The 20588-nt window shown below is 69.1% G+C and carries 25 protein-coding genes; 8 read left to right on the plus strand and 17 right to left on the minus strand.

Going from position 1 to position 20588, the window contains the following annotated elements; genetic code table 11:
- Positions 1 to 18 precede the first annotated feature (18 nt).
- Positions 19 to 1434 (minus strand): tetratricopeptide repeat protein, encoded by a 1416-nt coding sequence (locus tag ACFY36_RS08215; protein WP_499745214.1) that lies wholly within the window; start codon positions 1432 to 1434, stop codon positions 19 to 21.
- A gap of 67 nt (positions 1435 to 1501) precedes the next feature.
- Here ACFY36_RS08215 and ACFY36_RS08220 point away from each other — a divergent pair, with 67 nt between their 5' ends.
- A complete protein-coding gene (locus tag ACFY36_RS08220; protein ID WP_499745215.1) occupies positions 1502 to 2227 on the plus strand; it encodes a helix-turn-helix domain-containing protein in 726 nt (241 codons plus the stop codon).
- On the opposite strand, the gene ACFY36_RS08225 is transcribed toward ACFY36_RS08220, so the two are convergent.
- Both ACFY36_RS08225 and ACFY36_RS08230 read right to left on the minus strand, forming a co-directional pair.
- The gene (locus tag ACFY36_RS08225; protein ID WP_499745216.1) at positions 2194 to 2904 is read right to left on the minus strand and encodes a Type 1 glutamine amidotransferase-like domain-containing protein; all 711 of its coding nucleotides are present in this window, start codon (positions 2902 to 2904) and stop codon (positions 2194 to 2196) included. The two genes, ACFY36_RS08220 and ACFY36_RS08225, sit on opposite strands and share 34 nt — an antisense overlap.
- Positions 2901 to 3722 carry an SDR family NAD(P)-dependent oxidoreductase gene (locus tag ACFY36_RS08230; RefSeq protein ID WP_499745217.1) on the minus strand — a complete coding sequence of 274 codons (822 nt, stop codon included), beginning with the start codon at positions 3720 to 3722 and terminating at the stop codon, positions 2901 to 2903. The genes ACFY36_RS08225 and ACFY36_RS08230 overlap by 4 nt, the downstream gene beginning before the upstream one ends.
- A gap of 62 nt (positions 3723 to 3784) precedes the next feature.
- Between ACFY36_RS08230 and ACFY36_RS08235 the strand changes: the two genes are divergently transcribed.
- Entirely contained in the window at positions 3785 to 4384 is a 600-nt protein-coding gene (locus tag ACFY36_RS08235) for a TetR family transcriptional regulator (RefSeq protein WP_499745218.1), read from the plus strand.
- A gap of 18 nt (positions 4385 to 4402) precedes the next feature.
- On the opposite strand, the gene ACFY36_RS08240 is transcribed toward ACFY36_RS08235, so the two are convergent.
- Positions 4403 to 5509: a glycerophosphodiester phosphodiesterase gene (locus tag ACFY36_RS08240; protein ID WP_499745219.1), complete on the minus strand. Its 1107-nt coding sequence runs from the start codon at positions 5507 to 5509 to the stop codon at positions 4403 to 4405.
- A gap of 192 nt (positions 5510 to 5701) precedes the next feature.
- On the opposite strand from ACFY36_RS08240, the gene ACFY36_RS08245 reads away from it, so the two are divergent.
- Positions 5702 to 6088, plus strand: coding sequence for a hypothetical protein (locus tag ACFY36_RS08245; RefSeq protein WP_499745220.1), 387 nt, complete (start codon positions 5702 to 5704; stop codon positions 6086 to 6088).
- Positions 6089 to 6101: 13 nt separating this feature from the next.
- The gene (locus tag ACFY36_RS08250; RefSeq protein ID WP_499745221.1) at positions 6102 to 6779 is read left to right on the plus strand and encodes a class I SAM-dependent methyltransferase; all 678 of its coding nucleotides are present in this window, start codon (positions 6102 to 6104) and stop codon (positions 6777 to 6779) included.
- Here the strand turns inward: ACFY36_RS08250 and ACFY36_RS08255 are convergent.
- Positions 6742 to 7353, minus strand: coding sequence for a dihydrofolate reductase family protein (locus ACFY36_RS08255; RefSeq protein ID WP_499745222.1), 612 nt, complete (start codon positions 7351 to 7353; stop codon positions 6742 to 6744). The two genes, ACFY36_RS08250 and ACFY36_RS08255, sit on opposite strands and share 38 nt — an antisense overlap.
- Positions 7354 to 7415: 62 nt before the next feature.
- Here ACFY36_RS08255 and ACFY36_RS08260 point away from each other — a divergent pair, with 62 nt between their 5' ends.
- Genes ACFY36_RS08260 through ACFY36_RS08270 form a run of 3 tightly spaced genes read left to right on the plus strand, consistent with a single transcriptional unit; the run spans position 7416 to position 9324 of the window.
- The gene (locus tag ACFY36_RS08260; protein WP_499745223.1) at positions 7416 to 7907 is read left to right on the plus strand and encodes a winged helix-turn-helix transcriptional regulator; all 492 of its coding nucleotides are present in this window, start codon (positions 7416 to 7418) and stop codon (positions 7905 to 7907) included.
- Between the two features lie 17 nt (positions 7908 to 7924).
- Entirely contained in the window at positions 7925 to 8695 is a 771-nt protein-coding gene (locus ACFY36_RS08265) for a hypothetical protein (RefSeq protein ID WP_499745224.1), read from the plus strand.
- Positions 8696 to 8748: 53 nt separating this feature from the next.
- On the plus strand, positions 8749 to 9324 hold the full coding sequence (locus ACFY36_RS08270; RefSeq protein WP_499745225.1) for a dihydrofolate reductase family protein: 576 nt from the start codon (positions 8749 to 8751) through the stop codon (positions 9322 to 9324).
- Between the two features lie 165 nt (positions 9325 to 9489).
- On the opposite strand, the gene ACFY36_RS08275 is transcribed toward ACFY36_RS08270, so the two are convergent.
- The 5 genes from ACFY36_RS08275 to ACFY36_RS08295 all read right to left on the minus strand — a co-directional run bounded on the left by ACFY36_RS08275 (position 9490) and on the right by ACFY36_RS08295 (position 11817).
- Complete coding sequence (locus ACFY36_RS08275; protein ID WP_499745226.1) at positions 9490 to 10149, minus strand: hypothetical protein; 660 nt, start codon at positions 10147 to 10149, stop codon at positions 9490 to 9492.
- Positions 10150 to 10282: 133 nt separating this feature from the next.
- Positions 10283 to 10435 carry a hypothetical protein gene (locus ACFY36_RS08280; protein ID WP_499745854.1) on the minus strand — a complete coding sequence of 51 codons (153 nt, stop codon included), beginning with the start codon at positions 10433 to 10435 and terminating at the stop codon, positions 10283 to 10285.
- A gap of 295 nt (positions 10436 to 10730) precedes the next feature.
- Positions 10731 to 11030, minus strand: coding sequence for an SMI1/KNR4 family protein (locus ACFY36_RS08285; RefSeq protein WP_499745227.1), 300 nt, complete (start codon positions 11028 to 11030; stop codon positions 10731 to 10733).
- A gap of 123 nt (positions 11031 to 11153) precedes the next feature.
- Positions 11154 to 11381: a hypothetical protein gene (locus ACFY36_RS08290; protein ID WP_499745228.1), complete on the minus strand. Its 228-nt coding sequence runs from the start codon at positions 11379 to 11381 to the stop codon at positions 11154 to 11156.
- Between the two features lie 310 nt (positions 11382 to 11691).
- Positions 11692 to 11817: a hypothetical protein gene (locus ACFY36_RS08295; RefSeq protein WP_499745229.1), complete on the minus strand. Its 126-nt coding sequence runs from the start codon at positions 11815 to 11817 to the stop codon at positions 11692 to 11694.
- 72 nt (positions 11818 to 11889) lie between these two features.
- Between ACFY36_RS08295 and ACFY36_RS08300 the strand changes: the two genes are divergently transcribed.
- Positions 11890 to 12615 carry a class I SAM-dependent methyltransferase gene (locus ACFY36_RS08300; RefSeq protein ID WP_499745230.1) on the plus strand — a complete coding sequence of 242 codons (726 nt, stop codon included), beginning with the start codon at positions 11890 to 11892 and terminating at the stop codon, positions 12613 to 12615.
- On the opposite strand, the gene ACFY36_RS08305 is transcribed toward ACFY36_RS08300, so the two are convergent.
- The 7 genes from ACFY36_RS08305 to ACFY36_RS08335 all read right to left on the minus strand — a co-directional run bounded on the left by ACFY36_RS08305 (position 12612) and on the right by ACFY36_RS08335 (position 20529).
- Positions 12612 to 12935, minus strand: a complete 324-nt coding sequence (locus ACFY36_RS08305) for a DUF3349 domain-containing protein (RefSeq protein WP_499745231.1) — start codon at positions 12933 to 12935, stop codon at positions 12612 to 12614. The two genes, ACFY36_RS08300 and ACFY36_RS08305, sit on opposite strands and share 4 nt — an antisense overlap.
- Complete coding sequence (locus tag ACFY36_RS08310) at positions 12935 to 13231, minus strand: hypothetical protein (protein ID WP_499745232.1); 297 nt, start codon at positions 13229 to 13231, stop codon at positions 12935 to 12937. Before ACFY36_RS08310 ends, ACFY36_RS08305 begins: the two co-directional genes overlap by 1 nt.
- 3 nt (positions 13232 to 13234) lie before the next feature.
- Positions 13235 to 14458, minus strand: coding sequence for an inorganic phosphate transporter (locus ACFY36_RS08315; protein WP_499745233.1), 1224 nt, complete (start codon positions 14456 to 14458; stop codon positions 13235 to 13237).
- Positions 14459 to 14616: 158 nt separating this feature from the next.
- Positions 14617 to 16695, minus strand: a complete 2079-nt coding sequence (locus ACFY36_RS08320) for a PQQ-dependent sugar dehydrogenase (protein ID WP_499745234.1) — start codon at positions 16693 to 16695, stop codon at positions 14617 to 14619.
- Complete coding sequence (locus ACFY36_RS08325) at positions 16695 to 17606, minus strand: sugar phosphate isomerase/epimerase family protein (RefSeq protein WP_499745235.1); 912 nt, start codon at positions 17604 to 17606, stop codon at positions 16695 to 16697. Before ACFY36_RS08325 ends, ACFY36_RS08320 begins: the two co-directional genes overlap by 1 nt.
- 116 nt (positions 17607 to 17722) lie before the next feature.
- Positions 17723 to 19021: an aspartate aminotransferase family protein gene (locus ACFY36_RS08330; protein ID WP_499745236.1), complete on the minus strand. Its 1299-nt coding sequence runs from the start codon at positions 19019 to 19021 to the stop codon at positions 17723 to 17725.
- 134 nt (positions 19022 to 19155) lie between these two features.
- The gene (locus tag ACFY36_RS08335) at positions 19156 to 20529 is read right to left on the minus strand and encodes an aminotransferase class I/II-fold pyridoxal phosphate-dependent enzyme (protein ID WP_499745237.1); all 1374 of its coding nucleotides are present in this window, start codon (positions 20527 to 20529) and stop codon (positions 19156 to 19158) included.
- Positions 20530 to 20588 lie beyond the last annotated feature (59 nt).

Consider the following 20588-nt stretch of genomic DNA (forward strand, 5'->3'; position numbering starts at 1 on the left):
GACCCAACGGGTGAATGCTCACCCCGACCGACGGCGCGAGAGCCGCTCCTGCTGAATGAAGTCCAAGTTGCGCCGGGAGGCATCAGTCCGTGGATGTCCGGCGCCGTACGTGCTCTCAGCGATGACCAGGGCGCGCTCGCTCAGCTTCTGGGCGACCGGCAGGTCTCCGATGTCCATGAGAATCAGGGCGAGGTTGTTCAGAGCGACGCCGACGTCGGGATGATCGGGGCCCCGAGTTGCCTCGGCGATGGCCAGGGCGCGCTCGCTCAGCTTCCGAGCGACCGGCAGGTCACCGATGTCCATGAGAATCAGGGCCAGGTTGCTCAGATCGGTGCCGACTGCGGAGTGGTCGGGGCCATAAGCGGCCTCTTTGATCGCGATGGCCCGCTCGGTCAGTGCCCGGGCGACCGGCAGATCACCCAGGTCATACAGTATCTGGGCCAGATTGTTAAGCGCGATGCCGACGGCGGGGTGGCCGGAGCCGTAAACGGCCTCGGCGATGACCAATGTCCGCTCGGCCATTGTCCGGGCGGTCGGCAGATCACCGAGATCCTTCAGGATCAGAGCCAGATTACTCAAGCCGATTCCGACGGCGGGGTGGTCGGGACCATAAACGGCCTCATCAATGATCAGGACCCGCTCCACCAATGCCCGGGCGCCCGGCAGATCACCAAGATCCCCCAGGATCAAGGCGAGATTGTTCAACCGGGTGCCGGTCGTCGGGTGGTCGCGGCCGTAAGCGGTCTCAGCGATGGCAAGAGCCTGCTCGGTCAGTGCCCGGGCCGACCGGATATCACCAAGGTCATGCAGGATCTGGGCCAGATTGTTCAAGTCGGCCCCAACGGCGGGGTGGTCGGAGCCGTAGGCGGCCTCGTCGATGGCCAGGGCTCGCTCGGCCAGTGTCCGGGCAGACGACAAGTCACCAAGGTCGCGCAGGATCATCGCGAGGTTGATCAAGGCGATGCCGACCACCGGATGGCCGGGCTCGTAAGCGGCCTCGGCAATGCTTAATGCCTGCTCGGTCAGCGCTCGGGCCGCTGACAGGTCGCCGAGGTCGTGCACGATCTGGGCCAGATTGCTCAGCCGGATGCCGACGGTATGGTCGTCAGGGCCATAGGCGACTTCGGCGACAGCAACGGCACGTTGGGCCAGTGGCCGGGCTTCAGCGGGCCGTCCGTGGACTTGCAGATAGGTCGCAGCACGATCCAGCAACCACGAGGAATTCCGTGCCATCTGCTTGTCGGACGGACGCGACAGCGGCAAACGGTCGTCATCACGGTTCGGATCGGTCACCGTCAGCACATGTGGGAGCAACACCACCCACCGGGGCCAATCTTCCGGCGCACCCACTATCGCGCCCGGAGCGTCGGCGCTCAACAGCTGTAGCGCCCTCGCATAGGGATCAAAGCCTGGATCCGTCATCAGCGGCCCCATGTCATCAGCCCGGCTGCACTATCGCTCGAGTATGACCGGGAACCGTACGCGGGCGTATTCTTCGCGCGTGGAGCTGCGGTTCGCTACTCGGCGGTCGGATTCGCCGTGGGTCGACGCGGTGTGGACGTGCACCAGCGAGCGCGTCTCCACGATGACCGCCGTGGCGGGTGTGCGGTGGGGGCTCGTCTTCTGGGAGCAGCAGGGCCGGGCGTACGCCAGCGTCACCGGGCCCGAGACCCGTACCAGCATCGCGCCCGTGCCCGAAGGGGCCGTCTTCACCGGCATCGAGTTCGCGGTCGGCACCTCGCTGCGCCGGCTGCCCACGCCCGGCCTGGTCGACGGCGGCGTCGAGCTGCCCGACACCGCGCGGCGGTCGTTCCGGCTCGACGGGGTCCGGTGGGAGACGCCGGGGGCCGATGACGCCGAAGCCCTCGTCGAGCGGCTCGTGCGGGCCGGCGCCGTGGTCCGGGATCCGCTCGTCGCCGGCGTGCTGCGCGGCGACCGGCCCGACGTGTCGGGGCGGACCGTCGAGCGGCGGTTCCGGGCCGCCACCGGGCTGACCCGGGGTGCCGTACGGCAGATCGAGCGGGCCCGGACGGCGGCCGAGCTGCTGGCCGGCGGCGGCACGGCGGCGGATGTGGTGGCCAAGCTCGACTATTTCGACGAGCCTCATCTGGCCCGGGCCCTTCGGTCGTACGTCGGGCGGACCGTCAAGCAGCTACGGGAGGGCGACGGCGGCGCGATCGGCCTCGACCTGGGTCAGCGCTCCTTCGAGGAGAACAACTTCCACTGACCCTCGGAGACGACCCGGGTCACGCCGCCGGACACGCTGATGGCCGTGCCGTCGTCGATGGCGTACGTGGGCGCGGGAATGTGGGACGCCCACGTCTCGGCGTTGGGCAGGGTCGCGTCGGCGTGGTGCGGGTGCTCCAGGTGGGGAATCACCGCGAAGTCGACCAGGCCCACGCCCTCTCCCGTGACCAGCATCCGGGCCACGTCGCCCTCGAAGACGACCGGCGTGCCCTCGCCCGGCCGGGGCGGATCGATGTACGTCTCCGCGAACGTCGTGGTCGCCGCGATGCTCCCGGCGCTCACCCCGACGTACACCGCCTCGGACCTCAGCGCCGGCAGCAGGGCCGCCAGGCCCGAACGCCTCATCCAATCGGCCAGATAGAGCGGGTCACCGCCGCCCACCAGCAGCGCGTCGGCCTCGCGGACCGCCGGCGCCCAGGCCGCCTCCTCGATGCTCGGCAGCGCCGTCAGCTCCAGCAGGCCCACCGACTTCCAGCCCAGGGCGCACAGCGGCCCGTGGATCGCCCGCCACACCATCTGGGTGCCGCCCGGGAACGGGTGGAGCCCGGTCGGGACGAACAGCGCGCTCGCCTCGGCGATCGGCTTGCCCAGCAGCGAGGTCAGCTCCTCACGGATGCTGTCGTTGGTGACGCCGGACGAGGTGAGCAGCACTCTCATGCCTGGGGATAGTAAACCCCGGTCAGCTTCTCGGAGAGCTCCCACAAGCGCCGCCCCGTCTCCGGGTCGGTGGCCGCGGGAGCGGGTTCGAGCACGACCGGCTCCCCACGAATCTCGCCCGGGCCGCCCGGCCCGATCAGCTGGCCGCCGGTGACGGACGGGTCGGTGGCCGCGTGCAGGATCGGGCGAGCACCCTTCTCGGCCGGGACCGCCAGCAGCGGGTTGCCGATCCGGGTGAGGAACAGGCGGTTCAGGCTCGGCCTCATGCCGGCCTGGAGGCCCGTCACGGCGTAGCCCGGATGGGCCAGCAGGCTCAGAACGGATGAGCCGGCCAAGCGCCGGTGCAGTTCCAGACCGAAGACCGCGTTGGCCAGCTTGGACTGGTTGTAGAGGACGGACGGGCTCCCGGCCCGCAGGTCGCCGAAGTTCAGGCGGCCCTTCTTGGCCAGCACCGAGGTCACGGTGACCACGCGCGTGGTGAGGCGGTCGAGCAGGAGGCCGGTCAGGGCGAAGTGGGCCAGGTGGTTCACGGCGAACTGGAGCTCGTGCCCCTGGGCGCTGTCGGTGCGGGCCGGCGCCATGACCCCGGCGTTGTTGATGAGGACGTCCGCGTGATCGACGGAGCCGGCGAAGGCGCGCACGGAGTCGAGGTCGGCCAGGTCGGCGTGGCGGATGTCCACACCGGACAGGCCGGCGGTGGCGTCGCGGGCCTTGCGTTCGTCGCGGACGGCCAGGATGACATGGGCGCCGGCGGCGCTGAGGGCGCGGGTGGCGGCCAGGCCGAGACCGCTGGAGGCTCCGGTGATGATGTACCTCATGTGACCCACGCTGCCATTGGTGGCACTGGGTGTCAACCATGGCATGACATATCCTGCGGGGCATGGATGAGGGGCGCGGCTTGACGATCGCGCAGCGCAAGCGGCAGGTCGTGAGCGACGAGCTGAAGGTGGCGGCGCTCCAGCTGATGGCCGCCCGGGGCTTCGACACGGTCACGGTGGACGAGATCGTGGCCGAGGCCGGGGTCTCGCGGCGGACGTTCTTCCGCTACTACGCCTCGAAGGAGGACGTGGTCATCGAGATGCTGGAGACGCTCGGCGACCAGATGCGGGCCGAGCTGGCGAGCCGGCCCGCCGATGAGCCGACGGCGGTGGCGTTGCGGCACGCGGTCGAGGTGGCCGTGCTCGACTGCAAGGACAACACCGGCAAAGCGCTTCCGGTGGTACGCCTCGTGCTGCGCACGCCCGCGCTCTATGCGCGCTCGCTGGAGCGGCAGGCGGCGTGGCGCGACGACATGGCGACGGTGCTCGCGGCGCGACTCGGCCGGGACAACGCGACCGACATGTACCCGGGTCTGGCGGTGGGAATCGCGCTGACCGCGCTGGAGGATGTGCTGCGCCGGTGGGCCGAGAGCGACGGGACCACGGATCCGCTGGAGCTGACGGCGCGGGCCTTTGAGGTGATCCGGCCGGCGCTCAAATGAGCGCCGGCCGGGAAAGACTCAGTCGAAAGCGAGCGTGCGGGAGAGCACGCCGATGTCGGGCTGGTCGGTGAAGAGACCGTCGATGCCGGTCTTCAGGAACGTGATCTGCTCGTCGATGGCCCGGCCGTAGGCGTTCGGGTCGGTGCCGACGCGGTAGTCGGCCGGCAGGAACTGGTTCTCGGCCCGGAACGTGTACGGGATGACCTTGAGGCCGGCCGCGTGGGCGTCCTTGACCAGGGTCGACGGCGTGCCGAGCGTGGCGTCGGCGTTGCGCGGGATGACCTGGCTCTTGTCGGGGCCGATGCCGTCCACGTAGGACGAGAGCTCCTTGAGGTCGGCCGGGGTCAGATATTGGGCGTACGTCCTGGTGTCGTTGAACGGCGAACCGGAGGCGGAGGTCAGGAAGACCAGGTTCACCTGCACCCGGTATTTGTTGTTGAGGTCCTTGAGGTTGGCCGCCTCGAACGACTGGATCCAGACCTTCGCGCCGCGCTTGTTGAGGCGGGCCCGGTCGAGCGCGCGCACCAGCGGCGTCTCGAGGTCGAGGCCGAGCCGGCGGAAGTACGTGGGGTGCTTGGTCTCCGGGATGACGCCGATGTCGCGGCCGAGCTCCTTGGACAGCTTCGCCCGCAGCTCCAGCACCTCGGTGAAGGTCGGCACCTCGAACAGCTTGTCGTAGAGGGTGTTCTCCTGGCGCACGGCGGGGAGGCGCTCGATCGCGCGCAGCGTCTTCAGCTCGGCCAGGGTGAAGTCGTTGGTCCACCAGCCGGTGACGCTGACCCCGTCGAGGATCACGGTCCGCTTGCGGTCGGCGAACTCGGAGCGTGTCGCCACGTCGGTCGTGCCGCTGATCTCCGGCTCGTGCCGGCAGACCAGCACGTGGTCCTTCGTCGAGACCAGGTCGGGCTCGATGTAGTCGGCGCCCATGCGGGCCGCGAGCTCGTACGACGCGAGCGTGTGCTCCGGGCGGTAGCCGGACGCGCCGCGGTGTCCGAAGATCTCGGCTCTCGTGCGGCCGTGGGCCTGCGCCGGGCTGGCTACGGCGGCGCCGGCTCCGGCTCCGGCGAGAGCGGGCGCTGCGGCGGCGACGGCGCTCATGCGCAGCACCTGACGTCGGTCGGGCACGGGGTCCTCCATGGGACTCGGTGCCGGCGACGGTCGCCGGTGGTCCCTCGCAGAGTCGATGCGACGCGATCAACGTTCCGGGAACAGTGACGTAGCGATCACGGAAACTGCATGAAAAGGACGTGGCATTCACCCGGGGTTCACTCAGAGTTAGAGGGCTGCGCTTACCGTTCGCGCCGAAGGAGGCCAGCGATGGCGAACGGTGACCTGACGCAACTGCTCGGCCAGAACCTGCTCGAAGGCCGGGCGCTGACCACCAGCCGGGAGTACGGGCTGATGGCCCGCCCCGGCGCCCGCTCCTACGAGTCCCGCGAGACCGGGGTCGAGGTGCTGGTGGACGACGACGACCGGGTGACCACCGTCGTCCTGCACTTCACCGGCGACCACGGGTTCACGCCGTTCTCCGGCATGATCCCCGGCCGGGGCGGCACGATCGGCCGCCGCAGCAAGCTGTGGGCCGCGCTGGGCCGCCCGATCGCCGGCGGCGCCGAGGACGAGTGGCCGTTCCCGTATTTCGTGATGCGTGCCCAGTACGCGCCCGACGGCGAGACGTTGCTGCGCCTGGTGCTCGGCCGGTAGGTAGGCTCGGGCGATGTTCTCGCCACAGGGACCGTCGCTCCGCGAACTGTTCGTCCAGGCGATGTCCTCGGTCGAGCGCGGCTACGACCTCCTCGCGCCGAAATTCGACTACACACCGTTCCGTACGCCGCCAGGCGTGCTCGAAGCGACAGCGGCCGCCCTTCCCGGACCGTTCGAGTCGGGCCTCGACGTCTGCTGCGGCACCGGCGCCGGCCTGTCGGTGCTGTCGTCGGTGGGCTGCGCCCGGATCACCGGCGTCGACTTCAGCGCCGGCATGCTCGACGCGGCCCGCCGAGCCCACCCCGCGTCGACGTTGGTGCGGGCCGACGCCCGGGCCCTGCCCTTCGCCGCCGAGTTCGACCTCGCGGTCACCTTCGGCGCCCTGGGCCACTTCCTGCCCGAGGAGAGACCGGCCGTCTTCGAGGGCGTGCGCCGCGCCCTGCGCCCCGGCGGCCTGTTCGCCTTCCCGCTGGGCGACGTGCCACCCGTGGCCTCGGCCGCGGGCGTGGCCACACTCGGCTTCGACGTGGCGATGCGCGTACGGAACGCGGTGTGGCGCCCCCCGTTCGTCATGTACTACCGCACCACACCGCTGCCCGCTCTGCGCGCCGACCTGGCCGCGGCCGGCTTCACCGTCGTCTCGACCGACCTGATCACCCCGGGCTGCCGGCTTCTCCTCGCACGTAGGTGATGTGGGTGACCAGCGAGGCGGCGCGCGCCGACACCTGCTTGAAGTGCAGCGGGGGCACGCCGGCGAAGAGGCGGTCGCCGGCGCCGACGGTCACCGGCGCGATGTGCAGGCGCAGCTCGTCGATCAGGCCGGCCCGGAGGAACTGGTTGACCGTGGTGGCGCCGCCGGCGATCGAGATCGTGCCGTCGCCGGTGACCTCGACGGCCCGTTTGTAGGCTTCCTCGGCGCCGCCGGTGACGAAGTGGAACGTCGTGCCACCCTCCATCGGAAGATCGTCACGCTCGTGATGGGTAAGGACGAAGACCGGCTTGTGGTACGGCGGGTCGTCGCCCCACCAGCCCTTCCAGCCCGGATCCCAGTCGCCCCGCCCGGGGCTGAACATGTTGCGCCCCATGATGAAGGCGTCGGCGGCCACGATCGCCGCGATCTCCTCCGCGTTCTCGTCGGCGGTCTCGAACATCCACTTGTGCAGCATGTCGACCGGGCCGTCCCCGAACGGGCTCTCCAGCCTCTGGTTCAGGCCCGAGGAGAATCCGTCCATGGAGATCGCCAGGTCACAGGTGATGTAGGCCATGAGCACACACGCTAGGGCGACCGGTTGTAAACTGCAAGCGGTTCCGCGAAAGGACGTACGACGTGACAGCCGATCACCGTTCCGGGTGCCCCATCAACCTCTCCCTGGAGGTCCTCGGTGACAAGTGGTCCCTGCTGATCATCCGGGACATGATGTTCGGCAACCGGCGCCACTTCCGCGCCCTGCTGACCGAGTCGGAGGAGGGCATAGCCTCCAACATCCTGGCCGACCGCCTGGCCCGCCTCACCGACCAGGGCATGATCACGTCAGCCCCCGACCCCACCCACAAGCAGCGCATCCGCCTGAGCCTGACCGAGCCCGCCATCCAGCTGGTCCCGGTCCTGGCCCACCTGGGCGCCTGGGGCCGCCGCCACCTCCCGGTGACCCGCGAGCTGGCCATCCGGGCCGAGCTCCTGGAACGGGGCGGCCCGCCGCTGTGGGACGACTTCATGGACGAGCTGCGCGAACTCCACCTGGGTCTCCCCCGCCCGCCCGGCACGCCGTCGGTGCTGGGCGCGTTGACCGAGGCTTACCGGGCCGAGATCGGCCGCTGATCGTCTACTGTGCCCCGGTGTTGTCACGGGCCTCTCTGCTGCTGATCGCGACAGTCCTTCTCGCCGGGTGCACCGGCCCTGAAGCCACCGCCGCCGCACCGTCACCCTCGCCCTCGGCCGCCGCGCCCTCGGCCGCCGCGCCGTCGCCCACTCAGCTGCCGCCCAAGGAGGCGGTGAAGGCTGCCCTGCGGCGCCTGTCCGCCTCGACGTACACGTACACCGTCAGCGGCGATTACTGGACCGGGCAGAAATACCGCGCCTCCGGCGCTCACGACCCCCAGGCGCGCAAGGACAGCCGCACCTTCACCATCTCCGGCGGCGACGACGCGAAGACCCGCAAGGTCATCCTGATCGGCGACGAAAGCTACGAGAACCGTGACGGCAACTCCTTCTGGACCCACGCCTACCCGGTCCGGCTCAAGCCGGCGAACCCTTACCGCTACGCCGACCCGAAGGATCCCGGCGGTCTCGCCCGCTTCACCGCCGCCATCCACAACGCGCGGCGGCTGACTCCCGGCACCTATCAGGGCGAGGCCCGCCTGGAGACCAAACCGTCCGAGCTCACGTACGTGCCCCTCGGCGCTCCCGTGTTCCGCTTCGCGAAGGTGTCGACATGGGTGAAGTACACGGTGAACACCGACGCTAAGGGCGACGTCTCCGCCATCACGCTCATCTTCGGCGGCGACCGCGGCCCCATCGCCCTCACCACCACCTACAGCAAGATCGGCCAGCCGGTACGGATCAGCGAGCCCACGTCCGTACGAGAGCTGCGCCGCTCCCTGTACTGACCCTGTCGTTTCCGTCCAAGACAGCAACCGCGGCCACGCTCTAGCGTCGCCCCATGCGCAAAGTCGTCTACACCGGTTTCATGTCGCTCGACGGCGTCATCGACTCCCCCGGAGGCCCTTCCGAGGGCCACCGCAGCGGCGGCTGGGTCTTCAAGGACCTGGAGTTCGTCCCCGAGGCGTGGTCACTGAAGGGCGAGGAGCTCGCCGACACAACGGCCTTGATGTTCGGCCGCCGCAGCTACGAGGCGTTCGCCCCGGTCTGGCCAACCTCGGAGGACCACGTCAACTACAAAGACCTTCCCAAGTACGTCGTCTCATCCACCCTTCCCGACGACGCCCTGGTCGACGGCTGGGGTCCACAGACCATTCTGCGCTCCACAAAGGACGTCGCAGCCCTGAAGGAAAACGAGGGCGGCGCCATCTTCATCCACGGAAGCGCCGAGTTGGCCCGCCGCTTGTCCGACGCCAACCTGATCGACCAGTACAACCTCCTCGTCTTCCCAGTCCTGCTGGGCGCCGGCAAGAGCCTGTTCGACCGAGCCGACCGCGACAAGCACATGCTGACCCTGCGAGACTCGGAGACATACCCGAACGGCATCGTGAAGCTGGTCTACGACGTCAAGCGCTGACGTTTCCGCAACTGCTATGACGGCCCGCCTCGACACGTCGGGCCGATCGCCGCGCAGCACCCGGGCGACGCACGGTATGCCGTGAAAGGCAGTCATCAATGAAGCATCAGCGGCACGCTACAGCCGACGGCTTAAATCACCCTGTCGCCATTCCGGTGCCGCCGATCATTTCGTGATGCCACTGCCATTCCGCGTGCGTCCACCATCGCACGCCACCGGCAAAACGACACGATCCGCCCGATCCGAACGACCCGACCGGCGCCTACGAGCGACGCGAGAGAATCCACCCATCCCAGCAACTCGGCCCCCGCAAAAAGCCGGCTCGGCCCGTGCTGCCTGCCCGGCCGTGGCGATTGGCTCGGCCGGGACTGCCTGCTCGGCCGGGACTGCCGGCTCGGCCGGGACTGCCGGCTCGGCCGGGACTGCCGGCTCGACCTGGGCGGCCTGCTCGACCTGGGCGGCCTGCTCGACCTGGGCGGCCTGCTCGACCTGGGCGGCCTGCTCGACCTGGGCGGCCGGCTCGACCTGGGCGGCCGGCTCGACCTGCACTACCGTGTCGGCCCCGACCGGCCTCTCCGCACTGGACCGCGCAGCCCGCGGCACACCGTCCGAGCCGGAAGCCGCCATCGCCTGCTCAACGGACCCGCCCCGCACCCAGTTGATCTCGTCATCCCAAATTAACGGCGGTATCCGCTCGGTCGAATCATGCAGACCCAACTCCCCACACAACCGAGAACAACCATGCAAGCGACACAACTTCAACGCATGGCGTCGTTTAAGACCCCATTGCCGCCGCTCGTCCTGACCACGCCGGAACTCCACCATCTCGGGCGAATGACTAGGCACGCCCGACCAATCCCGCATAGAAGCAATAACCGACCTCGAAAAGAACCCCAGCTGCGCCATGAACCATTATCCCGCACCCCGGAGATCGACAGCAAAGAAACGATCACGCCAATCAAAATAAAGCGCGCTGATTGTGCCAGCGAATGCAGTCACCGATCGCCGCGTCTTGCTCTTCGTGTGACAGGTGGTCGGTGCCGTTGAGGGCGAAGTAGCGCAGGGCGGCGAACTCGGCCTCGATCCAGTTCAGCCAGGAGCTCAACATCATTGGCCTGGCACCAGGCCCGGACGGTGGGATGTTCGTGCGGGGAGAAGTTGTCCAGGATCAGGTGCAGCGTCTGGTCGGGCCAGCGACGGCGTAGGCCTTTGACGAAGTCGAGAGACTCGCCCGAGCGTTTCCGGTAGTGGATCTTCGTCCCCGGCCATCGACAGTGCCCGCACGAACACTTCCGGGCGTCGGCCTACCCGGCACCACCTCCCACACAACAGCGAGAGGGATTGCCTGCCCGAAACGTGCTCAGAACCGACGAATTACACGGCCAACGTTCAAAGATGAGGCACTACTATCCACCGAGCATGGTGAGGAATCCGGTGAAGTCCGGCGCCAGTGGCACAACGCCCCAATCCACGCTCCAGAAGACGACCGACGGGCGATCCTCGTCAGCCCGGTAGTCGAAGCAGAAGAAGTCGCCGCCCACGTCGGCGGCGAACGGGATGATCCCCTCGTCCAGCACATCGAGGAGAGGAAAGATCGCCGCGACGATGTTGCTCACGAACGGCGCATCCTCGAAATGCAGTAGATGATCGACCGCGATGCCGAAGCCGTCGGGCAGGTCGATCGAGGCCGGGACCCGGGGCGGCACCCTGATGGATCTGTGCGACTGCCAGGAACTCCACCGCGGTGTCCGGCGCCGGCCGCGGATCGTCGATCGCCCCGTCCACCCAGCTCACCATGGTGTCGCTCTTTCCATGTTCGTCCGCGGGTCCTAGCGGCCCCGGTTGCGGGGGTGGTTCCTGGCCGTGCGCTCGTTGCCGTGCCGGTAGTTCCCGGTTATGCGGGCCATCAACTCCTGCGGGTCGCCGCTTTCCACGTCCTGCAGGAAGCGGGCCGCGGCCGCTCCTCGCAACACCGAGGCGGGGCGGCCCTGATGCAGCACCTCCACGTCCCCGTTCTTGCGGAGACGGTAGGTGAATCCCTCAGGCTTACCGGACATCACCGCATCTTCGTCAGGCGCGGATCCGGGCGCCACCGATTTACCGGGCCCACTTCACGACGGTCCGGAAACCCTCGGACTGTCGCATCCAGAAGTAACCGTAGGCCGGGACGCTGCCCAGGTGCCGGCCGATCGCGACGAGCAGCTTCTGGGTGCCTCGGCCGGGACCCGGGCTGCCGCGAACATCTCCTCATGCGAGCCGTACCACTTCTCGCAGAGGAAGGTCACCGCCGTCAGGGTGGTACGGGTCCCGGGCGGTCGCCCGGCCAGTTCCCTCAGGCCCTCGGCCCGCAGGATGGCGACGTTCGCGTCACCCCACCCACTGCGGCACGTGCCCGGCGGCGATGCCCAGCACCGCCAGCCGCCGGCTGCGCAGCTGCACGGCCGCGGCCCAGTCGCCGTCCATCGCCCGGTCGCGCGCCTGGCGCAGCCGCACGTCGGCCTGGGTGTGGTCGTTGTCGGGGATGAACTTGCGGAAGCGTTCGAACGTCCGGCGATCATAGAGGCGATGGAGAAGGTCTTCGACGCCGTTGAGGCGTATCGGGTCGCGTTCGGTTATCGGGACATCTCGGCCGAGGCTGACGTGCTGTGTGCGTGGTTCGCCCGGCATCGTGGTGGCTCGCCCGGGCAGGTGCTCGAAGTGGCCTCGGGGCCCGGGGACCACGCTCTCGAGTTCGCTCGGCGTGGAGCCTCGGTCACCGCGCTCGACCTCTCCCCCGCCATGTGTGCCGCTGCCCGTGAGCGGGCTCGGGCGGCCGGGCTGGCCGTCGACGTCGTTCGGGGCGACATGACCGCTTTCCGGCTCGCCGGGCGGTTCGATCTGGTGCTGCTTCTGCTCGACTCGGCTTCGCTGCTGCTCACCGATGAGGCGATGGGCGCCTTCCTCGGGCGGGCGGCCGAGCATCTCGTGCCGGGTGGGCTGCTCGTCGTCGACCTGGCCTCCGGTGGAGCGCCTCCCGATTGGACGGTGGTGAGCGACGGGACGGCCGTACGGACTCAGTGGGGCTCGCCGCAGGACATCTACGACCCTGTCACTCGCGTGGAGCAGGTTCGCGTGCGTATGACGGTCGGCGCGGAGCTTGTGGTGGACGAGATCGTTCCGGCCCGGAGATGGCGCTCGGCGGAGCTTCCCGCCCTTACCAGCGCCTTCGACATGGTGGCGCGCTACGACTCGATGACCGGCGGCACCGGGCGGGACATTCCCGTCCTGCGCCGCCGGCCCTCGGCGGTCTAATCGCGCGGTGGGTCGGCCAGGGGCCAGCCGCCCGCGGCCAGGTGGGCCGAGACGCGGACGATGTCCTCCGGGGTGGCGGCCTGGAGGACCTCGTCGTTGATCATGGCTTCGATGTCGGCGGCGGTGATCGGGTCGCTGCCGCCCGTGGTCTCGGACTGGGCCGCTATGTCGGCGGCGATCTTGCGGACCTCGTCCTCCGTCAAGGTCCGGCGCAGCAGGCCCAGCAGGGCCACGTAGTCCTGTCTCGGCACACCCGTGGGATATCCGGCCCGCAACCAGTCGATGGCTCGGCTCAGGAAGTTCTGGCGGGAGTCGGTCATCACTTGTCCACGATCGTCGGGTAGATGTGGTCGAAGCTGATCGTCTTGCCGAAACCGCTCGCCACGATGAACGTGATACCCAGCAGCACGCCGAGGATAACGATCGTGAACAGGACGTAGCCCAGCACCGTTCCGAACGGGTTCGGGCGGGCGTGCGACTCCTCCGCCTCGCCGCCCGCGCCCCAGGCCAGGGAGCGGATGCCGAGCGCGAAGAGCGCGGGCAGGCCGGCGCCGAGGATGAGGCCGGCGGCCAGGACCTTCCAGGCGCCCTCGAGGGCGAATCCCAGGTTGCTCATCGGTCAGGCCCCCGTCTTCGCCGGCTCGCGGGTGTCTTCCGCGGAAGACGCGTCCCACTCGTCGTTCACGTTGTTGTGGTCGATCGGTGTCTGCTTCGAGCGCAGGTACATGAAGCCGGCGGCGGCGAGCAGGAGCACGAAGATGACGATGGCGCCGGTGAGGCCGCCGATCACGTCGCTGACCCACCACATCAGGGCGCCCACGATCGCGGCCGAGGGCAGCGTGATCAGCCAGGCCGCGACCATGCGGCCGGCCACCCGCCAGCGGACCTGGGCGCCGGGCTTGCCGACGCCGGAGCCGAGGATGGAGCCGGTGGCCACGTGGGTCGTGGAGAGCGCGAAGCCGAGATGGCTGGAGGCGAGGATGACCGCCGCCGAGGACGATTCCGCGGCCAGGCCCTGCGGAGGGGCGATTTCGACAAGACCCTTTCCGAGGGTACGGATGATCCGCCACCCGCCGAGGTAGGTGCCCAGCGCGATGGCTATCGCACAGGACGCCTTCACCCAGAACGGAATGTTCTTGGTGTCCGTCCAGTCGCCGGTGGCGATCAGCGCGAGGGTGATGATGCCCATCGTCTTCTGCGCGTCGTTGGTGCCGTGCGCCAGCGAGACCAGGGAGGCGCTGCCGATCTGGCCCCACCGGAAGCCGTTGTCGGTGAAGCGCTTGGCCACCCCGATGGTGAACTTGTAGATCAGCCAGGTGCCGGCCGCGGCCACGACGCCCGCGATGACCGGGGAGAGCACGGCCGGCAGGAGGACCTTGCCGACCACGCCGTCGAGCTTGGTGCCGTTGCCGTTCCAGTTGACGCCGGCCCAGCCGAGGCCGGCGATGGTGGCGCCGATGAGGCCGCCGAACAGCGCGTGCGAGGAGCTCGAGGGCAGGCCGAGCAGCCACGTGAGCAGGTTCCAGATGATGCCGCCGATCAGGCCGGCCAGGATGATCAGCAGGAGCGCTTCGCCGCCGTTCGCGGTGAGCGACTCCTTGGGCGTACCGTCCGAATTCTGGATCTTGACAACGGCGTTGCTGACAGTGAGCGCGACCTCGACCGAGAGGAAGGCTCCAATCAGGTTCAGGATGCCCGAGAGGGCAACGGCGACCTTCGGCCGCAGCGCTTTGGTGGCGATGGAGGTGGCCATCGCATTGGCGGTGTCGTGGAACCCGTTGGTGAAGTCGAACCCGAGGGCGGTGACCACCACCAGCACCAGAATGACCGTTGACTCTGTCACGAAGCCAGATTCGCCTGAGCCGCGCGATCACGGAAGGTTCGTGTGATCAGCATCTAAATGTTGCGTCGTCGTTAACCTGTCGTACACCTGGAGTTTCGGACCGGAAAACACTTCACCCGGCCGGGCTATACAGCCCGGCCGGGTGAAACGCCAACTTCTTACGCTGTGGGCTGGAGCACGACGGTCGCCGTGCCGGTCTGAGCCGGGTCGCCGGTGTCGGTGTACGACGCCACGAAGACCGCGGTCAGGTTCGAGGCGCCGGCGTGACCGGCGTCCAGGAACGTGGTGATCGAGCCGGTGCAGCCGGACGCCGTGGACAGCGGGTGTCCGTGCTGGTCGTGGCCGAGGACGTAGGTCACCGTGACCCGGGCGCAGTCGACCGGCTGGTCGTCGGTCACCTGGACCTGGAAGTTCACCGTGTCACCGAACTGGAACGGCTGGCCCGCCTGCGGGCTGGTGAACGTGACCGTCGGGGCCGCCGTGCCGACCGGCAGGATCACCTCGGCCGAGGAGGACCGGCCGGTGCTGTCGGTGACCTTGAGGGTCGGGCGGTAGTTGCCGTTCGCCGTGAAGGTGAACGTCGGGTTCGGCGACCGCGAGTCGACCCGGTTGTCGTTGTCCAGGTACCACTCGTACCGCAGGGCGTCGCCGTCCGGGTCGGCCGTGCCGGCGCTGGAGAACTGGACCGTCAGCGGCGCCTGGCCCGAGGTGGGCGTCGCGGCGACCTTGGCGATCGGGGTGCGGTTGCCCCGCACGTAGTCGAACCGGGACAGCTGCGCGTCCGGGTTCTCGGCGAAGTAGCCGTCGCCGTACTCGAGGACGTAGAGCGCGCCGTCGGGGCCGAACTCGAGGTCCATCGGGTTGTCGAAGACGAGCTCGGGCAGGACCGACTCGATCTTCGTGACCTGGTTGCGGCGGTCGAGCGTGAGCGCCTTGACCCAGTCGCGGGTCCACTCGGCGAACAGGGGCTTGCCGTCGAACGCCTCGGGCCACTTGGTCCGCGAGTTCAGCCGCTTGTCGTAGTCGTAGGCCGGTCCGCCCATCGGGCCGATGCCGCCGGTGCCGAGCTCGGGGAAGGCGGCCGTGACGCCGTACGAGTAAGCGATCTCCGCCTTCTCGACCGGCGGCAGGTTGCGCAGACCGGTGTTGTTGGGCGACTCGTTCACCGGCTTGGCGCAGTTGAACGGCGCGCCCGAGACGCCGGTGGCGAAGTCGTAGTCCACGTACGGCTTGTCGGCGTCGGCGCAGTAGGGCCAGCCGTAGTTGGCCGGCTTGTCGATCGCCAGCCAGCGGCCCTGTCCGGCCGGGCCACGCGCCGGGTTGGCGTTCTGCGCGTCCGGCGAGTAGTCACCGACGTAGATCACGTCGGTCTTGGGGTCGATGGTGAAGCGGAACGGGTTCCGCAGGCCCATCGCGTAGATCTCGGGCTTGGTCTTGGCCGTGCCCGGCTTGAAGAGGTTGCCCTTGGGGATCGTGTAGCCGCCGCTCTTGCCGACCTTGATCCTCAGCACCTTGCCGCGCAGGTCGTTGGTGTTGGCCGCGCTGCGCTGGGCGTCGAAGACCGGGTTGCGGTTGGCCCGCTCGTCGATCGGCGCGTAGCCGTCGGAGGCGAACGGGTTGGAGTCGTCACCGGTCGACAGGTACAGGTTGCCCTTGCTGTCGAAGTCGATCTTGCCGCCGACGTGGCAGCACTGGCCGCGGTCGACCGGCACCCGCAGGATCTTCTGCTCGGTGTTCAGCCGCAGTGTGCTGCCGTCCAGCTTGAAGCGGGACAGCTGGAGGTGGCCCTTGAACGGCGCGAAGTCGGCCGCGGTGCCCTCGGTCGGAGCGTCGCCCTCGTTGACCTGGGGCGTGGTGGGGTCGTCGGCCGGCGTGTTCAGCACCGGCGAGTAGTAGACGTACACCCACTTGTTGTGCTTGAAGTCGGGGTCGATCGCGATGCCCTGCACGCCCTCCTCGTCGTGGAGGTAGACCGGGATCGTCGCGGCGAGCACGTTGCGGCCGGTGGCCGGCTCGTGGATGCGCACCTGTCCGGTGCGGGCCGTGTGCAGCACGCGCTTGTCCGGCAGCACGGCGATGGCGATCGGCTCACCCGGGAAGTCGTTGAGGGTGACCTTCTGGAAGTCGGAGGAGGGCGGCAGCGGCTGGGCCGGCTGCGACGGATGGGCCACGGCGGCGCTGGGCGCCACCAGGGCCACGGCGCTGATCGCGCCGAGAACGGACAGCTTACGAATCATCAGAACCTCAATCCGGCGAGGTAGTCGAAACCGCGCTCGGCGGTCACGAGGGCCTGCTCGGGCGTACGCGGCGGAGAGCCGGCGTCGTCACGCTCCACGATGTATTCGATGAGTCCCGCTTCCTTCGAGTGGTCGAAGATGCGGCCGAAGTCGATGAGCCCGTCGCCGGGGTCGGCGAAGCTCGCGTTCACGTCGAGGTCCTTGACGTGAACCTGCTTGATGCGGCCGCGGTTCTCCTTGATGAGGTCGACCGGGTCGTGCGCGCCCCGGAAGGCCCAGTAGAGGTCGACCTCGAAGTGCACCAGGCGCGGGTCCGTCTCGCCGAACAGGATGTCCATGCCGGTGCGGCTGGTCCCGTTCTGCCGGAAGAACTCGGCGTGGTGGTTGTGGTAGCCGAACTGGAGCCCGGCCTTGCGGGCGAGCGCCCCCGCCTTGTTCAGGTCGGCCGCGAACGCCCGGTAGACGGCGGCGTCGCGGATCGGGCCGTTGGCGCCCTGCCCGAAGAACGGGTGGACGATGAACTTGTTGCCGACGATGGCCGCGTCCTCGAGAGCACGCTTCCAGGTGTCGGCGTTCCACGGCTGCGGGATGCCGACGTGGCCCGAGGTGGCACGGATGCCGGCCTTGTCGAGGGCGGCGCGGAACTGCGCGGCGGTGCGGCCGACGAAGCCGGCGTGCTCGACGCGCTTGTAGCCGATCTCGGCAAGCTCGGCGAGGCTCGCGTCGAGGTCGATCGCGAGCTGGTTGCGCAGCGTGTAGAGCTGCACGCTGATCTGGTCCAGCGGGACACGGCTGAGGTGGCCCCCGTGGGAGCCGCCCGCCTGAGCGGCTCCGGGAACGGCGATGGTCGCCGCGGCGCCGGCCGCCGCAGCGGCGCCGAGGAGTTGACGACGGTTCAGTGACTGCGGCATTGCGATCTCCCTATCGAACGACGTCGTTCGATAGGTTACCGATCTGTTTCGTCGAAAGTGAAGCTAAGTTTCTTCAGATCTAGCAAAAGTTCGCGCTGTCCGGACAAAACACAGTTTTAGATGCGGCTCTCCGCATCTACCAGGCGCAGCGCGGCGGACAAGATGGACAGACCCTCACGTGCTTCGGCCTCGGTCAGGGTCAGAGGCGGGCCCATCCGGAGCACATTGCTGTAGAGTCCGCCCTTCCCCACGAGCAGACCACCGGCCCGGCACTCGTCGAAGACACGCAGCGTGGCCGCCGCGTCGGGCTCGGTCGTTCCCGGATGGACGATCTCGACGCCGATCATCAGGCCCTTGCCGCGCACCTCCCCCACGATCGGAAGATCGAGCGCGCGCAGGCCGTCGAGCACAATGCCGCCCGTACGGGCGGCATTGGCCTGAAGGTCGTGATCGAGCACGTAGTCGAGCACGGCGTTGCCGGCGGCGGCCGAGAGAGGGTTGCCGCCGAAGGTGGAGAAGCTGATGGCCGGCACCGCGTTCATCACCTCGGCCCGCCCGGCAACGCCGCCGAGGGCGAAGCCGTTGCCGATGCCCTTGGCGAACGTGATCAGGTCGGGGGTGACGCCGTGCGCCTGATAGCCCCAGAAGTGCTCGCCGGTGCGGCCCCACCCGGTCTGCACCTCGTCCGCGATCAGCAGGATCCCGGTCTCGGACAGGACTTTCTGGTACGCCCCGAGCAGGCCGTCCGGTCCGGCGACGAACCCGCCGACACCCTGCACCGGCTCGGCGATCAGCGCCGCCACGTCACCCGAGGTGACGGTGGCGAGGACCTCGCGCAGGTCGTCGACGGCGGCGTCGAGGATCTGGTCGCCGCTCAGGCCGGCCATCCGCCCGCGCATCCGGTCACCGGAGGCCAGCCAGGAGACGTTGAGCGGGGTGAGGGCGCTGGAGGACCAGCTGCGATGCCCGGTGACGGCCATGGTGGCGAAGGTCCGCCCGTGATAGCTGTTCTTGATGGCCAGGATCTGGTTGGAGCGGCGCAGGTTGGTGGCCATGAGCAGCGCGGTCTCGTTGGCCTCGGTGCCGGAGTTGGTGAAGAAGACCCGAGCGTCGGGGATCCCGGAGAGCCGCGCGATCTTCTCGGCCAGCTCGACCTGCTGCCGGATCAGATACAGGGTCGAGGTGTGTACGACACCAGTGGCGAGCTGCCGCTGAACAGCCTCATTGATCTCGGGGATGTCGTAGCCGACCATCGTGGTCAGCACCCCGCCGAAGAAGTCGAGATAGGACCGGCCGTCGCTGCCGGTGACCCGCCGGCCGTCACCCGAGACGATCTCGAGGGCGTCATCGCCGTAGTAGGTCGGCATCCAGCTCGGCAGCACAGCTTTGTGGCGGGCCAGCAGGTCGTCGCTCATGGTCGCTCCTTCACGAGGCGATAAACCGGATAAATCCGAAATGCGAAATGGGTGGGGCCAGGCTGGCGGCGGCGCGGCGCGGCGCGGTGCGGGCGGCGCGGTGCGGGCGGCGCAGTGCGGTGCGGGCGGCGCGGTCATCGCCAGCCGCGCGGGTGGGGGCGGGTGCGCGGGCCGCTGCCTCGCGTGTCCAGCAAGGCCGCGGCGGCCAGGGCGTCGGCCAACGGGGCGACGTCGGCGGCGACCAGGCCGGCGGTGATGCGGACGTGGTCGGAGGGCAGGGGGGTCACGCAGAAAGGGGTGCCGGGGGCGACCGCGATGCCGTGGGCGGCCAGCGAGACCATCGCGATCTGCTGGTCGTCGACGGCCATCCACAGGTTGATGCCGTCGTCGGCCGTGGCGGTCACTCCCCGGGCGTGCAGGGCCGCCAGCAGGGCCGAGCGCCGGGCCGTGTAGGCGTCGCGGGCGTCGGCCACCTGGGCCGTGGCCGTGGGGTCGGTGAGCAGGTCGAGCAGGACCGCCTGGAGCAGGCGCGACGACCAGCCCGGGCCCAGCAGGCGGCGGTCGGCCACCGCCGCGATCAGCCGGGCCGGGCCGCCCACCGCCGCCAGCCGCAGGTCGGGGCCGTGCGACTTGCTGAAGCCGGCCACGTGCACGGTCTGCGGCGTGCCCAGGCTGACCGGCGGGGCCGACGCGATGTCGCCCGCGTGGTCGTCCTCGACCACGAGCACCGACGGGAACGCCTCGATGATCTTCGCCAGGGCGGCGGCCCGGGAAGCCGTCATGCTCACCCCGGTCGGGTTGTGCGCCCGCGGCTGGAGGAAGACGGCGACGGCCGGGTGGGCCGACAGCGCCGCCTCGAGTCCCTCGGGCGACATCCCCGATTTGTCGACCGGCACGCCGATCACGGTCGCGCCCACGGTCTGCAACAGGTCCAGCAACGGCGGGAAGGCCGGGTTCTCCACGATCACGTGATCACCGAAGCGAACGGCGGCCCCGATCACCCGGTCGATCGCGTCGAGCGCGCCGTCCACCACGGTCAGCGCCTCGGGCCGGAACGGCCATCGCGCCCGCAGCACCTCCTCGAGGCCCGGCAGCACCGGCGCGCCGAGATAGCTCGACGTCAGCCGCCCGTCCCCGATCCGCTTCAGCGCGTCGGTCAGATCCGGCAGCAGATCATGGTCGGGAACACCCGTGGAGAGGTCCCGCTCGGCCACCCCGGCCGACCCCATCTGCTGATAACGACGTGGCATGACCCGCGCGGCGACGAACGTCCCGGCCCGCCCGCGCGTCTGGAGGACCCCGGCCCGGGTCAGGCTCCGCCACGCCTCGCTGACGGTCGTCGGGCTGACCCGGAGCGACCGCGCGACGTCGCGGACCGTCGGCAGGCGCTCCCCCACCGGCAATTCCCCGGCCGTGATCATCCGGCTCACGGCCGCAGCGATTCCCCGGGCGCTGCGGTCGTCCACAGCGTCCAGTAATGGCCCGATCAAATTACCTCTCCGAAACATTCCGTTACGTACGGGCAATTGTTCGCATGAATCTGTGTCGTTAGTGTCCTACGGCATCA

The sequence above is a fragment of the Actinoplanes sp. NPDC000266 genome (assembly GCF_042899005.1).
Lineage (GTDB): Bacteria > Actinomycetota > Actinomycetes > Mycobacteriales > Micromonosporaceae > Actinoplanes.